This window comes from Helicobacter cetorum MIT 99-5656 (genome assembly GCF_000259275.1).
GTDB classification, from domain to species: domain Bacteria; phylum Campylobacterota; class Campylobacteria; order Campylobacterales; family Helicobacteraceae; genus Helicobacter; species Helicobacter cetorum.
This window is the reverse complement of the sequence record NC_017735.1, coordinates 529,831-543,902: the sequence shown is the minus strand read 5'-3', so window position 1 is coordinate 543,902 and position 14,072 is coordinate 529,831. Positions and strand designations below refer to the sequence as shown.

At 37.5% G+C, this 14,072-nt stretch carries 13 protein-coding genes and 2 tRNA genes; 10 read left to right on the top strand and 5 right to left on the bottom strand.

The window, feature by feature from the left end:
• Positions 1-6 precede the first annotated feature (6 nt).
• The 3 genes from nikE to HCD_RS02605 all read right to left on the bottom strand — a co-directional run bounded on the left by nikE (position 7) and on the right by HCD_RS02605 (position 2,773).
• A complete protein-coding gene (gene nikE, locus HCD_RS02615; protein WP_014659053.1) occupies positions 7-1,557 on the bottom strand; it encodes a nickel ABC transporter ATP-binding protein NikE in 1,551 nt (516 codons plus the stop codon).
• A gap of 9 nt (positions 1,558-1,566) precedes the next feature.
• A complete protein-coding gene (locus tag HCD_RS02610; RefSeq protein ID WP_041594884.1) occupies positions 1,567-2,565 on the bottom strand; it encodes an ABC transporter permease in 999 nt (332 codons plus the stop codon).
• 132 nt (positions 2,566-2,697) lie between these two features.
• A tRNA-Ala gene (locus tag HCD_RS02605) sits at positions 2,698-2,773 on the bottom strand.
• A gap of 167 nt (positions 2,774-2,940) precedes the next feature.
• Between HCD_RS02605 and HCD_RS02600 the strand changes: the two genes are divergently transcribed.
• The 7 genes from HCD_RS02600 to xseA all read left to right on the top strand — a co-directional run bounded on the left by HCD_RS02600 (position 2,941) and on the right by xseA (position 10,571).
• Entirely contained in the window at positions 2,941-4,416 is a 1,476-nt protein-coding gene (locus tag HCD_RS02600) for an outer membrane protein (RefSeq protein WP_014659051.1), read from the top strand.
• Between the two features lie 12 nt (positions 4,417-4,428).
• The gene (locus HCD_RS02595) at positions 4,429-5,859 is read left to right on the top strand and encodes an outer membrane protein (RefSeq protein WP_014659050.1); all 1,431 of its coding nucleotides are present in this window, start codon (positions 4,429-4,431) and stop codon (positions 5,857-5,859) included.
• A gap of 105 nt (positions 5,860-5,964) precedes the next feature.
• Complete coding sequence (purA, locus tag HCD_RS02590; protein WP_014659049.1) at positions 5,965-7,200, top strand: adenylosuccinate synthase; 1,236 nt, start codon at positions 5,965-5,967, stop codon at positions 7,198-7,200.
• Positions 7,197-7,625, top strand: a complete 429-nt coding sequence (locus HCD_RS02585; RefSeq protein ID WP_014659048.1) for a flagellar FliJ family protein — start codon at positions 7,197-7,199, stop codon at positions 7,623-7,625. The genes purA and HCD_RS02585 overlap by 4 nt, the downstream gene beginning before the upstream one ends.
• Positions 7,618-8,262: a MotE family protein gene (locus tag HCD_RS02580; RefSeq protein WP_014659047.1), complete on the top strand. Its 645-nt coding sequence runs from the start codon at positions 7,618-7,620 to the stop codon at positions 8,260-8,262. The genes HCD_RS02585 and HCD_RS02580 overlap by 8 nt, the downstream gene beginning before the upstream one ends.
• A complete protein-coding gene (rseP, locus tag HCD_RS02575) occupies positions 8,262-9,296 on the top strand; it encodes an RIP metalloprotease RseP (protein ID WP_014659046.1) in 1,035 nt (344 codons plus the stop codon). The genes HCD_RS02580 and rseP overlap by 1 nt, the downstream gene beginning before the upstream one ends.
• A gap of 12 nt (positions 9,297-9,308) precedes the next feature.
• Positions 9,309-10,571, top strand: a complete 1,263-nt coding sequence (gene xseA / locus HCD_RS02570; protein WP_014659045.1) for an exodeoxyribonuclease VII large subunit — start codon at positions 9,309-9,311, stop codon at positions 10,569-10,571.
• A gap of 136 nt (positions 10,572-10,707) precedes the next feature.
• Here xseA and HCD_RS09310 read toward each other — a convergent pair whose 3' ends face one another.
• Positions 10,708-11,145 carry a hypothetical protein gene (locus HCD_RS09310; RefSeq protein ID WP_158308550.1) on the bottom strand — a complete coding sequence of 146 codons (438 nt, stop codon included), beginning with the start codon at positions 11,143-11,145 and terminating at the stop codon, positions 10,708-10,710.
• Positions 11,116-11,200: transfer RNA gene (locus HCD_RS02560), tRNA-Leu, on the bottom strand. The genes HCD_RS09310 and HCD_RS02560 overlap by 30 nt, the downstream gene beginning before the upstream one ends.
• A gap of 154 nt (positions 11,201-11,354) precedes the next feature.
• Here HCD_RS02560 and HCD_RS02555 point away from each other — a divergent pair.
• The 3 genes from HCD_RS02555 to HCD_RS02545 are packed head-to-tail and all read left to right on the top strand — an operon-like array spanning position 11,355 to position 14,071.
• Entirely contained in the window at positions 11,355-12,380 is a 1,026-nt protein-coding gene (locus HCD_RS02555) for a ribonucleotide-diphosphate reductase subunit beta (RefSeq protein WP_014659044.1), read from the top strand.
• A gap of 9 nt (positions 12,381-12,389) precedes the next feature.
• Positions 12,390-13,019: a protein-L-isoaspartate O-methyltransferase gene (gene pcm / locus HCD_RS02550; RefSeq protein ID WP_014659043.1), complete on the top strand. Its 630-nt coding sequence runs from the start codon at positions 12,390-12,392 to the stop codon at positions 13,017-13,019.
• A gap of 14 nt (positions 13,020-13,033) precedes the next feature.
• The gene (locus HCD_RS02545) at positions 13,034-14,071 is read left to right on the top strand and encodes an LptF/LptG family permease (RefSeq protein ID WP_014659042.1); all 1,038 of its coding nucleotides are present in this window, start codon (positions 13,034-13,036) and stop codon (positions 14,069-14,071) included.
• The last annotated feature ends 1 nt before the right edge of the window (position 14,072 follow it).

Here is a 14,072-nt window from a genome sequence, read left to right as displayed (position 1 = left end):
TGATAACTACATTTTAGATTCTAGCAAACGCTTTGTGTAAGCGTGCTTAGGGTTTTCAAACACTTCCTTGACTGAGCCTGTTTCTACAATTTGTCCAGCACTCACCACTAGCACCTTATCGCAAAAAGCTTTGATAACATCTAAATCATGGCTGATGAATAAATAGCTCAAATGCTGTTTTTCTTGCAAGTTTAAAAGCAATTCAAGCACGCTTTTTTGAATGCTTTTATCTAAAGCGGAAGTCGGTTCATCTAAAACAATGATTTTAGGTTTCAAGGCAATCGCCCTAGCAATGGCTACCCTTTGACGCTCCCCACCGCTTAATTCATACGCATAGGAATATAATAGCTTAGAATCCAAGCGCACTTCTTCTAGGCAAAGCTTAGCAAGGTTGTGCCATTCTTGTTGTGAAGCCTTAGGGTAGGCAAAGCTAATGGCTTCTGTCAAAATGCTTTGAATGCTTAAGCGGGGGTTTAGCGATGCGTAGGGGTCTTGAAAAACCATTTGCAAAATCTTGCGGTAAGGTTTAAAAGCCTTAGAACTTAAAAGCCCCACTTTTTCGCCTAAAATCTTTTCTTCCCCACTACTTAGAGCAAGTTTTAAAAGCCCCAAAGCCAAAGAGCTTTTTCCGCTCCCACTTTCGCCAATAATACCTATACTTTCTTTAGCTTTGAGAGTCAAATTTACTAAAGAGATAAGGGGTTTTTTTAAAGAAGTCCTAAAAAAGCGTTTTTGCAAGTAATAAACGCTAAAATCTTTGGTTTCTAAGAGCGTTTCATCTAAAGGTTTCAAGCTTTTGGTGGGTAAAAGAGAAGCTTGGAGCAAGAGTTTTGAGTATGTATGCTTGGGGTGATTAAAAAGCTCTTTTGTAGAATTTGTTTCCACTAGCTCGCCTTTTTTAAGCACATAAACCTTGTCAGCTAGGCGTTTAACAGCCTTCAAGTCATGGCTAATAAATAAAAGCGCCATTTTCTTTTCAATGCTTAATTGCTTGAGTAAATCTAAAACTTGGTTTTGAATTTGAGCATCTAGTGCGGTGGTAGGCTCATCGCAAATGAGTAGTTTGGGAGCATTGATAATCCCCATAGCGATACAAACCCGCTGGCGTTGTCCCCCACTCAGCTCATAAGGGTAGCGTTTCAAATGCTTTTCATCTAGTTGAACCTGTTTCATAGCGTTTAAAACTTCTTGTTTGAGAAGCGTTTGAGAAGCGTTTTTATGGTGTAGAAAATAGGCTTCACTCATTTGCTTGTTGATTTTATGCAGGGGGTTTAGGCTAGATAGGGGGTCTTGAGCGATGTAAGCGATAGTGTTGCCCCTTAAATGTTGCATCGCCTTTTCATTCATTTCTAAAAGATTGTTGTTTTCAAACAGCACTTGTCCGCTATGGGGTTTAAATCTGGGGTTTAAACGCATGATAATATTAGCCAAAGAGCTTTTTCCGCTCCCACTTTCACCTACAATGGCCACTCTCTCGCCCTGTTTTAAAGAGATATTAATATTTTGAAGCGAGAAATGAGAGTTTAACGCACAGCTTAAATCCTTGATTTCTAGCATTTACTCTCCTTATTTGAGCATATTAGAATTGAAAGCATCACGCACCCCTTCACCAATAAACACTAAAACAGAAAGCAACACGCCAATAGCTAAAAAGGCTACGATAGCCAAGTGGGGCGTAGTGAGATTGTCCTTACCTTGATTGACTAATTCGCCCAAACTCGCACTCCCAATAGGCATGCCAAAGCCTAAGAAATCTAAAGAAACCAAGGTTGCAATACTCGCTGCCATTAAAAAAGGAATGTAAGTGATAGTGGCAACTAACGCATTAGGCAAAACATGGTAGAAAATAATTTTTAAATCACTCGCTCCAAGCGTTTTAGCTGCTTTAGCGTAGTCCATGTTTCTAGCTCTTAAAAATTCGGTTCGCACCACTTGAGACAATCCCATCCAGCTAAAAAGTAGAACGAGTAACAAAATAATCCAAAAATTAGAATTGAAAGCACTAGAAATTACAATGAGTAAAAATAGCATAGGAATTGCACTCCAAATCTCGCTCAATCTCTGTCCTAATAAATCCACTAAGCCCCCATAATAGCCTTGAAAAGCCCCTAAGCTCACCCCAATCACCACGCTAAAAAAAGTCAGTAAAATCCCAAACGCTAAAGAAACACGATAGCCATATACAAGGCGTGCCAACACATCTCTAGCCTGGTCATCAGTGCCTAAGAGATGTTTTAGGCTTGGGGGGGTGGGAGCGGGTGTGTCTAAATCCATAATAATGGTGTCATAGCCATAAGGCACAAGGGCTTGAATGATAAAGGCATCTTTTAAGAGCGTGTTTTTCACATAGGGGTCATTATAATCAGTGGGGGTAAAAAAATCGCCCCCAAACTCCACTTCTGCATAGTCTTTAAACATCGGAAAATACGCCTTATGGTCTTTATAGATAAACAAGGGGCGTTCATTGACCCATAAAGGTGCAAAAAGAGAGAGCGTTAAAAGACACACAAAAAGACAGAGCGAAAACACCGCACGCCTATTCTTTTTAAAACTAGCTATCCGCATTTTTAAAATAGGACTCAATTTCTAATCCTTACAAAAAACAATGATGTTTCAATTATAAATTATAATGGATTATGGATAACAAAGAAGCACGGACACTATTTGAATAAAGTTAAACACAAAAGGAGCAAAAAATGGTGGAGTGTAGGGGGGTCGAACCCCTGACCTCAACGCTGCCAGCGTTGCGCTCTCCCAACTGAGCTAACACCCCATGGGTTTGAGTGGATAAAGATTATAGCATTTTTGTTTTAAAGTTGTCAATTTGTTGTTTTTTGAAACGCTTAAGAATAAACTAAGAATGATTATCTTAAAATCAAAAGATTTTTTTTGTATTTATTAAGTAAAATCATTCATTAATCACAAGCAGAAAGGATATTTTTGAAAAATTACCCCTTTAAAAAAATGATTGCCCTTTCTTTAATGGCAGGTGCGTGTGTGTGTAATGCTGAAGAAGATGGGGCGTTTTTTGTCATAGATTATCAAACGAGTTTGGCTAGACAGGAATTGAGAAATCCGGGCTTTACACAGGCACAGAGTTTAAGGCGGTTAATGAAAGATGGGGCTGTGAGGTTGCAAACTTCAGCCGCTCCTTTAGCCTACTACTTGGATATTTTAGGGAATAAAACAAAAGGACTCTTGGGTAACAATGGTAGTCAAAGCAGTCAATCAAGCGGGTCATCACAACACAATGAAAAAAATACATTAGATAGCTCTCTTAGGATTTTGGGGGATTTGCTCAATTTGGCTCAAAAATACGCTGCAGAAAATATCATCAAGCCTTTGGTTGTTGAAGCTACATTAGGAAGTCAAAAAACTCAAGTCAACATCACTGAAGCCATGCTTTTAGTCGCTCAAAGCATCACTTCAGCTTTAGGACAAGTGGGCTTGACACAAGGGACGCAACAAGGTCATGAAAGTAGTGGTGGTAGTAGTAGCGACCCAAACCTTTATAGCAATCTTATGAAAGTCATGCTCTTAGGCGTAGGGGGGAGTGATGGCAAATATAATGGGGTGAGTATCGGCGATGTGGCTACTGGCATGCAAAAGTTTGCTTCGCAAGCGACCTTAATAGGCTCAAACTCTACGATTAAAGAAATCAATGCTTTGGTTAAGAGCGGGGTTTCTTTAGCCCTTGAGACTAAGGCGTTAGGGGATTTTATTGAGCGTAGTTTTTGTAGTGGTGGCAATTGTTTTAGTAGTAATACTGAAACTAGCTATCAAGGTGGGTTGGCTAGGTCAAAAAAAATCGTTGGAGAGAGCCTAGCTCAGTTTGAAAGTGCATCTAAATCGTTGTATAAAATCTCGTATATTCCTAATCTCTCTTCGCTCAAAGACGACCAATCAGCGAGTATGAATGGCTTTGGGGCTAAGATGGGCTATAAGCAGTTTTTTACGAATAAGAAAAATATCGGTTTAAGGTATTATGGGTTTTTAGATTATGGTTTTGCAAATTTTGGAGATGCAAATTTAAAAGTTAATGCTAACCTTGTTACTTATGGGGTAGGAACAGATTTTTTATACAATGTGTTTGAACGCTCTAAAAGGAGAGAAAAAACCACGATAGGCTTTTTCTTTGGCACACAACTTGCAGGGCAGACTTGGAGTTCTAATGTAACGAGCCTATTAAGTGGGGAAAAGCCTAGTGTTAATTCCACTTCGTTTCAATTTTTATTTGATTTAGGCGTTCGCACTAACTTTGCAAAGACTAAAATGCGTTCGCACAGGCTAGATCAAGGGATAGAATTTGGGGTAAAAATTCCTGTTATCGCTCATAAGTATTTTACAGCTCAAGGCTCAAGTGCGAGCTATATGCGGAATTTTAGCTTCTATGTGGGCTATTCAGTCGGTTTTTAAGGAAGGCTCTTTATGAAAAATACAAACATAAAAGGTGTAAAAACTTTGAAAAACATCAAAAGTGGTAGTAAAGCATATCAAACACTCAAAAAAGGGTTTTTAAAAACCGCTCTTCTTTGTGGCCTTCCTTTCAGCATAGCCTTAGCTGAAGATAATGGCTTTTATATGGGAGTGGGCTATCAAATTGGTGGTACACAGCAGGAAGTCAATAATAAAGGCAGCACTTTAAGAAAAAATGTTATTGATGGCTTTAGGCAAGTGGGCGTAGGCATTGCTGGGGATAATGGGCTTTTGAGTGTAGCGACAAATACGATGATGGATGCTTTGATGGGGATAGGCGGTAAAATCGTTAGTAGTAGTGCAGGTGGCACCGAAACGAAATTAACTAAATTTAGAGAATTATACCCCCAAATCAAAGCCCGCTTTGAAGCGGATCAAAATGTTTATACCATTCAGGGCTTACAGCAATATTTGAACGATTTATTAGCGAGTTTGGTAGGTGCTACAGCAACTGGGGGAGAGAGTAGTGGTAGTAATAGTCAAGTTGGTAGTTATATGCCCTATAAAAGCACCATTGATACTCTTAAGCAAGCTCAAGGACAACTCAATCTTTTGGTAACTGGGAGTGTGGACCTTTTAAATGCACTTACAAGAGTGAATGTCAATAGCAATTCTCTATTCTTAAAAGGTCTTTTAGCTCATATGCAAAATTTTAACACTACCGCTTTAGCTCGGCTTAATGAAGTTGCAAACAGCCTAGCTAATGGTGGCGATTCAGCTCTCCAACAAGATGTAAAAATCATCAATGATAAAATCGCTACTTACCAGCAAAACTTAAAACAGCTGGGGGGAATGCTAGACAGATATAATGAGCCTTACTTGCCTCAATTTGGGCCAGGCAATAGCTCTCAGCATGGGGTGAGTAATGGCGTGGGCTTTCAAATGGGTTATAAGCAATTCTTTGGGAGCAAGAGAAATGTAGGCTTACGCTACTATGCTTTCTTTGATTATGGCTATACGCAATTAGGCAATCTCAATGATGCCATTAAAGCAAACATTTTTACTTATGGTGCAGGCACGGACTTTTTATGGAACATGTTTAGAAAGGTCTTTAACAACCAGTCCTTGCATGTAGGGTTGTTTGGGGGAATCCAGTTAGCTGGCACTACTTGGGATAGTTCTTTAAAAAATCAAGTTCAAGCGTTGTTTAAAGAAAGCCCCACTTCTACGAATTTTCAATTTTTGTTTAATTTGGGCTTGAGGGCGCATTTTGCTCGTACCATGCACCATAGATTTTTGAGTGCATCTCAAAGCATTCAGCATGGGGTGGAATTTGGTGTGAAAATTCCTACTATCAATCAAAGCTATTTAAAAGCTGATGGGGCTGATGTGAGCTATAGGCGTTTGTATGCGTTCTATTTTAATTATACGATAGGTTTTTAAGCTCTCAAAATAGCTCTTTTGGGGGCTTAAAAGGGCTTTTTTAGTTTTTTATTCTAACAAGCTTTTAAACAATCAAATCTACTTTGTTCTAAGGATAATATTGTTATGGCAGATGTCGTTGTGGGAATTCAATGGGGGGATGAAGGCAAAGGAAAAATTGTAGATAAAATCGCTAAAGATTATGCGTTTGTAGTGCGCTATCAAGGTGGGCATAATGCAGGGCATACTATTGTGCATAATGGAATCAAACATTCATTGCACTTAATGCCTTCTGGAGTGCTATACCCAGAATGTAAAAATATCATCTCTAGTGGAGTGGTAGTAAGTATAAAAGATTTGTGTGAGGAAATGGCGCAATTCAAAGGCTTAGAGGGGCGTTTGTTTATCAGCGATAGAGCGCATGTGATTTTGCCCTATCACATAGAAAAAGACGCTTTTAAAGAAAAATCTCAAAACATTGGCACGACTAAAAAAGGCATTGGCCCCTGCTATGAAGATAAAATGGCACGAAGTGGCTTGAGAATGGGGGATTTGCTAGATGATGAAGTTTTAGAAGAGAAATTAAACGCTCATTTTAAAGCCATTGAACCTTTTAAAAGAATTTATAGTTTGGGTGAAAATTACGAACAGGAATTAAGAGAATATTTTAAAACTTATGTTCCAAAAATCCGCCCTTTTATTAAAGATACTACGAGCATGCTCATAGAAGCGAGAAAAAAGGGTGAAAAAATCCTTTTAGAAGGAGCTCAAGGCACGCTTTTAGACATTGATTTAGGAACTTATCCTTTTGTAACGAGTTCTAACACTATTAGTGCGAGTGCATGTTTAAGCACAGGATTAAACCCTAAGGCTATTGATGAAGTCATAGGCATTACTAAGGCGTATTGCACTCGTGTGGGTAATGGGCCTTTTCCTAGCGAAGACTTAACTTCTATGGGAGAGCATTTGAGAACCAAAGGTGCGGAGTTTGGCACAACGACCAAACGCCCCAGACGCTGTGGCTGGCTGGATTTGGTTGCTTTAAAATATGCAAGTGCTTTGAATGGTTGCACGCAACTAGCCTTGATGAAATTAGATGTGCTAGATGGTATTGATGCAATTAAGGTTTGTGTGGCTTATGAGAGAAATGGGGTGAGATTAGAAACTTTTCCTAGCGATTTAAGGGGCTGTGAGCCTGTTTATAAGCTTTTCAAGGGCTGGAAAAAAAGCGAAAAGGTAAGGGATTTTAAAGATTTAGAGCCAAACGCTCAAGCTTATGTGCGTTTTATTGAAGAAGAAGTGGGGGTAAAGATTAGTCTCATTTCTACAAGCCCTGAAAGAGAAGACACGATTTTTCTATGAAAAAATTTGCTTCTGTTTTAGTTAGTTTAAGAACTCTTGCTTTAGAAAAAATAGAGCAAAAGCTTAATTATAAACGCCTAGAAATAGAGCAAAACACTAAACAGCTTTTAGAGAGACAAATGGATTTGAACGCTTTCAAAAACCCTGAGTTTGGGGGGATAGGCATGTTTTTACAAACACAGCATTTAAAAAGCACCCTAAGAGTAGAGATTAGCTCTATTGAAACAGAAGCTAAGCACTTAAATGATGATTTAAAAGCTTTAGAAAAAGACTATCTTTTTGCTCATCAAGAATTAGAAAAAGCTAAAATGATTTTAGAAAATGAAAAGAAAAAAGAAATAAAAATTTTAGAGAAAAAAGAGCAAGCTCTTTTAGATGAAAATGCAATCATTTTACATTGGCAAAAAGAGAGTTTATATGCGTGAATTAGTTTTAATCAGCCTTTTTTTACAAATACTATTAGCTACAGATAAAACCCAAGAATTGTTGCAATGTAGCGTGATTTTTGAATCCAAAAAAGCGGAATTAAAAGATGAATTGCGGCAATTGAGCGAGAAAGAGCAATCTTTAAGGGTTTTACAAACTGAAAACGCACGCCTTTTGCAAGAAAAGAGCGACTTGTTAGCGCAAAAAGAGCAAGAAGTAGATGAGAAGCTTAAAAGTTTACAGGCTAAAGAAGAAGCCTTTAAAACCTTACAGGCTAAAGAGAAAAAACGCATTGAAAATTTGATAGAAGAAGATGAGCAAATTTTAAGAGAGATTAAGCAAGCTAAGGCGAGTAAAATTGGCGAGACTTATTCTAAGATGAAAGATTCTAAATCCGCTTTGATTTTAGAGAATTTACCCACTCAAAACGCCTTAGAAATTTTAATGGCACTAAAGCCCCAAGAATTAGGCAAGATTCTAGCTAAAATGAACCCCCAAAAAGCGGCTGATTTGACTAAATTATGGCAAAAATCCCCACGAGATACAGAAACTAAAGAGAGCCAGCCAACTCTTACTAAAGAGCCTACGCCCCCAAAAGAGCCAGAGATAAAAGAGCCGCCAACTAAAGGAGAGTGATGTTAGTTGCAGCCATTTTGATGTTAGCGTTTTTAATCTTTGTCCATGAGTTAGGACATTTTGTAATGGCTAGAATTTGTGGGGTGAAGGTAGAAGTTTTTAGTATTGGCTTTGGCAAGAAGCTTTGCTATTTCAAATTCTGTAACACACAATTTGCTTTATCTTTGATTCCGCTTGGGGGCTATGTGAAACTAAAGGGCATGGGGCTTGAAGAAGATAAAGAAAATCTTACTAGCGATAGTTACGCAGAAAAAAGCTCTTTTCAAAAATTATGGATACTTTTTGGAGGAGCGTTTTTTAATTTTCTCTTTGCGATTTTAGTGTATTTTTTTCTAGCTTTAAGTGGGGAAAAAGCCTTACTGCCTGTCATTGGTGATTTAGAAAACAACGCTTTAGAAGCCGGACTATTAAAGGGGGATAAAATCCTTTCTATCAATCATCAAAGAATAGCGAGTTTTAGAGAGATTAGAGAGTTAGTAACGCACTCTCAAGGCGAGTTAGTCCTAGAAATAGAACGCAACAACCAAGTTTTAGAAAAGCGACTAACCCCTAAAATTGTTGTTATTCCTAATGAATCTAATGAAATGATAAGATACAAGATGATTGGCATTAAGCCTGATACTCAAAAAGTAGCTGTTGTCTCTTATGCGGTTTTTCCAGCATTTAGGCATGCTTTAAGTAGGTTTAAAGAAGGCGTTGATTTGATTATAGACTCTTTAAGGCGTTTGATTGTAGGGAGTGCTTCAGCTAAAGAATTAAGTGGGGTAGTAGGCATTGTGGGGGCATTAAGCCATGCAAATAGTTTTAGCACGCTTTTATTATTTGGGGCGTTCTTGTCTATCAATTTAGGGATTTTAAATTTATTGCCTATTCCAGCACTAGATGGGGCACAAATGCTAGGGGTTATTTTTAAAAGCGTGTTTAAAACGACCTTACCTACATCTATGCAAAATATGCTATGGTTAGTAGGGGTAGGTTTTTTGATTTTTATCATGTTCTTAGGGCTGTTTAATGATATTACACGCCTTGTATAAGGAAGTTTTACAATGAGTGTGTTAAGTGTGAGCGAATTAAACGCTCAAATCCAAGCCCTTTTAGAAACGACTTTTTTACAAGTGAGAGTTCAAGGTGAAATCAGTAACCTAACCATTCATAAGGCAAGTGGACATGTGTATTTTTCTTTGAAAGACAGCCACTCTGTGATTAAATGCGTTTTGTTTAAGGGCAATGCTAGTAGGCTCAAATTCGCTTTAAAAGAAGGGCAAGAAGTCATTGTTTTTGGCGCCATTAGTGTGTATGCTCCAAGGGGGGAATACCAAATCAAATGCCTAGAATTAGAGCCTAAAGAGTTAGGCTCATTAGCCTTAGCTTTAGAGCAACTCAAAGAGAAATTACGCCTTAAGGGCTATTTTGATAAAGCTTATAAACTACCTAAACCAAGCTTTCCTAAGCGTGTGGCGTTAATCACTTCAAAAAGTTCTGCCGCCCTACAAGATATGAAAAAAATTGCTTTCAAGCGATGGGGTCTGTGTGAATTAGTCTGTATAGACACTTTAATGCAAGGGGAAGCATGTGTAAAAAGCGTGGTAGAAAATATCGCTTATGCGGATAGCTTTTATAACACTTCAAAGGCTTTTGATGCGATTGTGGTCGCTAGGGGTGGGGGGAGCATGGAAGATTTGTATTCTTTCAATGATGAAAAAATTGCTGATGCGCTATTTTTGGCTAAAACTTTCACTATTTCTGCCATAGGGCATGAAAGCGATTTTTTATTGAGTGATTTAGTGGCTGATTTAAGGGCTTCTACGCCTTCAAATGCGATGGAGATTCTACTTCCTAGTAGTGATGAATGGCTTCAACGCCTTGATGAATTGCACTTAAAATTGCAACGCCATTTTAGAGTGCTACTAAATCAAAAAAAAGCGCATTTAGAGCATTTAGAGACTTCTTTAAAACGATTGAGTTTTGAAAATAAGCACCACTTGCATGCTTTAAAACTTAAGAATCTAAAAATTGCTTTAGAAAGTAAGGTTTTAGAGATGTTACGCCTTAAAAAAATGCTTTTAGAAAATGTTTCTACTCAAATGCTAACAAACCCTTTCTTACAAGCCAAAACAGAGCGTTTGAATGCGTTAGAAAACGCTCTTAAACTCGCTTATGCACATTTGAAATTACCTAAATTTGGAGCGTTTGTCAGTAGGGGTAATAAAGCTATAGAATTAGAGAAATTAAAACCTAGTGATAAAATTGAATTGAGTAATGAAAAAGTCCAAGTGGGTGCGGAAATTTTGAGTGTTGAGAGAGTGTAGGGGGATTAGTATGTATTGGCGAGCTTATCTCTCTAATATCAACATTGTAAGGCTTGAAAAGGTCTCTCTCTTTGGTTCTTTATGTTTTTTTAAATCTATATAGCGTAAGCTCAAAGAAACGAGCGTTTTAGTGTGCTCAAATTTCTAGTCCCCTTTGCTGAAAGGATTTTTTAACTTTTTCAAACCATGCTCTAATCTCCTTTGTAGTTTGTGCATTGTTATCATTGCATGGTTTAAGTGTTTCGCTAAAAGCTGCACAAGGCAAATCTTCATCAATTTCCCAATCTAAAATTTTTATTTTTCTTCTTTGTGTTATCCAATAGGTATCTGCATTGGTATCGTTTGAATTTTCATAGGGTTCGCTTATTGTTTTTACTAAGGCTACAAATCTTGACTGATAAGCATTACCATCTGTTAGCACTCTAGTTTTAATGGCAACAATATCGTTAACGCTCATTTTGTTTGTAAAGTAGTTATAAACGCCTTTCAAAACTGCATCTGAAAACCCCTGTATCAAAACTAAAATGAAAAATAAGCTAGTTAGTGGTGCGGAAGAGAGGACTCGAACCTCCATGCCTTGCGGCGCTAGATCCTAAGTCTAGTGCGTCTACCAGTTTCGCCACTTCCGCACAAAATAATGAAAGAAACGAAATTATAGCTCAACAATTCTTTAAAAAGACTGAAATAACTAAATTTTTTTAAAAAACCAAGTTTTTCATTTACTTTTAAGGGGTTTTAAAAGCTTTTAGGGTATTCTAGTGTGATTAGTTTTTAAGGAAAAGTATGGAAGTTTCACGCAAAAAGATTTATAACCCCAACTCCACAGAAAATGTGAATGAACGAAAGATTTTTGGGGGTAATCCTACAAGCATGTTTGATTTGAATAAAATCAAGTATCAATGGGCTGATGATTTATGGAAAATGATGCTCGCTAACACTTGGTTTGCTGAAGAAGTGAGCATGAATGATGATAAGAGAGATTATCTCAAATTGAGTGCGGAAGAAAAAATCGGCTATGACAGAGCCTTAGCGCAACTTATTTTTATGGATAGTTTACAAACAAATAATCTCATTGATAATGTCAATCCTTTTATCACAAGTCCAGAGATTAATCTATGCTTGGTGCGTCAAGCTTATGAAGAGGCCTTACACAGCCATGCGTATGCTGTTATGGTAGAAAGTATTAGTGCGAATACCGAAGAGATTTATGATATGTGGCGTACGGATATGCAACTAAAGAGCAAAAATGATTATATCGCTGAAGTGTATATGGAGCTAGCCAAAAACCCTACAGAAGAAAACATTGTTAAAGCGATGTTTGCTAATCAGATTTTAGAAGGGATTTATTTCTATAGTGGGTTTAGCTATTTTTACACTCTAGCTAGAAGTGGTAAAATGCTAGGCTCAGCGCAAATGATACGCTTTATCCAAAGAGATGAGGTAACACATTTGATTTTATTTCAAAATATGATAAATGCCTTAAGAAATGAGCGAAAAGATTTATTCACGCCTAAATTGATTGATGAAGTGATAGAAATGTTTAAAAAAGCTGTAGAGATTGAAGCTTCGTGGGGGGATTACATCACACAAGGTAAGATTTTAGGGCTTACTTCAAGCTTGATTGAGCAATACATTCAGTTTTTAGCAGATAGCCGTTTGAGTAAGGTGGGTATTCCTAAGGTTTATGGCGTTCAACACCCCATTAAATGGGTAGAGAGCTTTTCAAGTTTTAATGAGCAACGCTCTAACTTCTTTGAAGCTAGAGTGAGTAATTATGCTAAAGGAAGCGTGAGTTTTGATGATTTTTAAGGTGCTTGTTTGAAGAGTATAAAAAATCGCTTGATGTGTGAAGAAATCAATAAGCGTTTCAGTTTGCATGCAAAAGTAAGAAAAGCTATGGAAAGCATTGAGAGAGAAATCTTTGTGCCAGCCCCTTTCAAACATTTTGCCTATACCTTGAATGCCCTGTCCATGCAAGCACAACAATATATTTCTTCACCCTTGACCGTGGCGAAAATGACACAATATTTGGAAGTGGATAATGTGGATAGTGTGCTAGAAATTGGCTGTGGGAGTGGCTACCAGGCGGCGGTGTTGTCTCAAATTTTTAGGCGCGTATTTAGCATTGAAAGGATTGAAAGCTTGTTTTTAGAAGCACGCTCACGCATTAAAGCTTTAGGTTTAGAGAATATTCATATTAAGCTTGCTGATGGCAATAAGGGCTGGGAGCAATACGCCCCTTATGATAGGATTTTATTTTCCGCTTGCGCTAAAAATATTCCGCAAGCTCTCATTGACCAGCTTGAAGAAGGCGGAATCATCGTTGCCCCCATACAAGAAAATAACGAGCAAGTGATAAAACGCTTTGTAAAAAAAAATAACACCTTGTGCGTTCAAAAAGTGTTAGAAAAATGCTTGTTTGTGCCAGTGCTAGATGGGGTGCAATAAGGGGTTAGAAAAACATGCTTAAACACTATCTTTTTGTAGCGGTTTCGCAGGTCTTTTTTTCATTCTTTTTGGTGCTGTTCTTTATTTCTTCTATCGTGCTTTTAATTGGCATTGCAAGCGTTACGCTAGTGATTAAAGTGAGCTTTTTAGATTTAGTACAACTCTTTTTGTATTCTTTACCCGGAACTATCTTTTTTATTTTACCCATTACTTTTTTTGCAGCTTGTGCTTTGGGGCTTTCAAGGCTTAGTTATGACCATGAGTTATTAGTGTTTTTTTCCTTAGGAATCTCGCCCAAAACAATGACTCAAGTGTTTGTGCCACTAAGTATTTTAGTGAGCGTGATTTTGTTGGTGTTTTCGCTTGTTTTAATCCCTACTTCTAAGAGTGCGTATTATGGATTTTTGCGTCAAAAAAAGGACAAGATTGATATTAACATTAGAGCGGGCGAATTTGGGCAAAAACTAGGCGATTGGCTTGTGTATGTGGATAAAGCTGAAGATAATTCTTATGATAATTTAGTGCTTTTCTCTAGTAAAAGTCTCTCTCAAGAAAGTTTTATTTTGGCTCAAAAGGGCAATATCAATAATAAAGACGGCGTGTTCGAACTAAATTTATATAGTGGTCATGCGTATTTTACTCAAGGCGATAAAATGCGTAAAATTGATTTTAAAGAGTTGCATTTACGCAACAAACTGAAATCTTTTAGCTCTAATGATGCGGCTTATTTGCATGGCACTGATTATATAGGCTATTGGAAAAGAGCTTTTGGTAAAAACGCTAATAAAAGCCAAAGGCGCCGGTTTTCTCAAGCGATTTTAGTTTCATTCTTTCCCTTAGCGAGCGTGTTTTTAATCCCCTTATTTGGTATAGCTAACCCACGATTTAAGACTAATCTTAGCTATGTTTATGTGCTTTTAGCGATTGGCATTTATTTTTTAATGGTGCATATAATTTCTACAGATTTGTTTTTGATGACCTTTTTATTCCCCTTCATTTGGGCATTTATCTCTTATTTATTGTTTAAAAGATTTATTTTAAAGCGTTATTGAA

What these genes read in the sequence shown, in the direction of transcription:
- nikE (WP_014659053.1), bottom strand. Translation starts at nt 1,557, where the DNA reads ATGCTAGAAATCAAGGATTTAAGCTGTGCGTTAAACTCTCATTTCTCG.
- HCD_RS02610 (WP_041594884.1), bottom strand. Translation starts at nt 2,565, where the DNA reads ATGCGGATAGCTAGTTTTAAAAAGAATAGGCGTGCGGTGTTTTCGCTC.
- HCD_RS02595 (WP_014659050.1), top strand. Translation starts at nt 4,429, where the DNA reads ATGAAAAATACAAACATAAAAGGTGTAAAAACTTTGAAAAACATCAAA.
- purA (WP_014659049.1), top strand. Translation starts at nt 5,965, where the DNA reads ATGGCAGATGTCGTTGTGGGAATTCAATGGGGGGATGAAGGCAAAGGA.
- HCD_RS02585 (WP_014659048.1), top strand. Translation starts at nt 7,197, where the DNA reads ATGAAAAAATTTGCTTCTGTTTTAGTTAGTTTAAGAACTCTTGCTTTA.
- HCD_RS02580 (WP_014659047.1), top strand. Translation starts at nt 7,618, where the DNA reads ATGCGTGAATTAGTTTTAATCAGCCTTTTTTTACAAATACTATTAGCT.
- rseP (WP_014659046.1), top strand. Translation starts at nt 8,262, where the DNA reads ATGTTAGTTGCAGCCATTTTGATGTTAGCGTTTTTAATCTTTGTCCAT.
- xseA (WP_014659045.1), top strand. Translation starts at nt 9,309, where the DNA reads ATGAGTGTGTTAAGTGTGAGCGAATTAAACGCTCAAATCCAAGCCCTT.
- HCD_RS09310 (WP_158308550.1), bottom strand. Translation starts at nt 11,145, where the DNA reads ATGGAGGTTCGAGTCCTCTCTTCCGCACCACTAACTAGCTTATTTTTC.
- HCD_RS02555 (WP_014659044.1), top strand. Translation starts at nt 11,355, where the DNA reads ATGGAAGTTTCACGCAAAAAGATTTATAACCCCAACTCCACAGAAAAT.
- HCD_RS02545 (WP_014659042.1), top strand. Translation starts at nt 13,034, where the DNA reads ATGCTTAAACACTATCTTTTTGTAGCGGTTTCGCAGGTCTTTTTTTCA.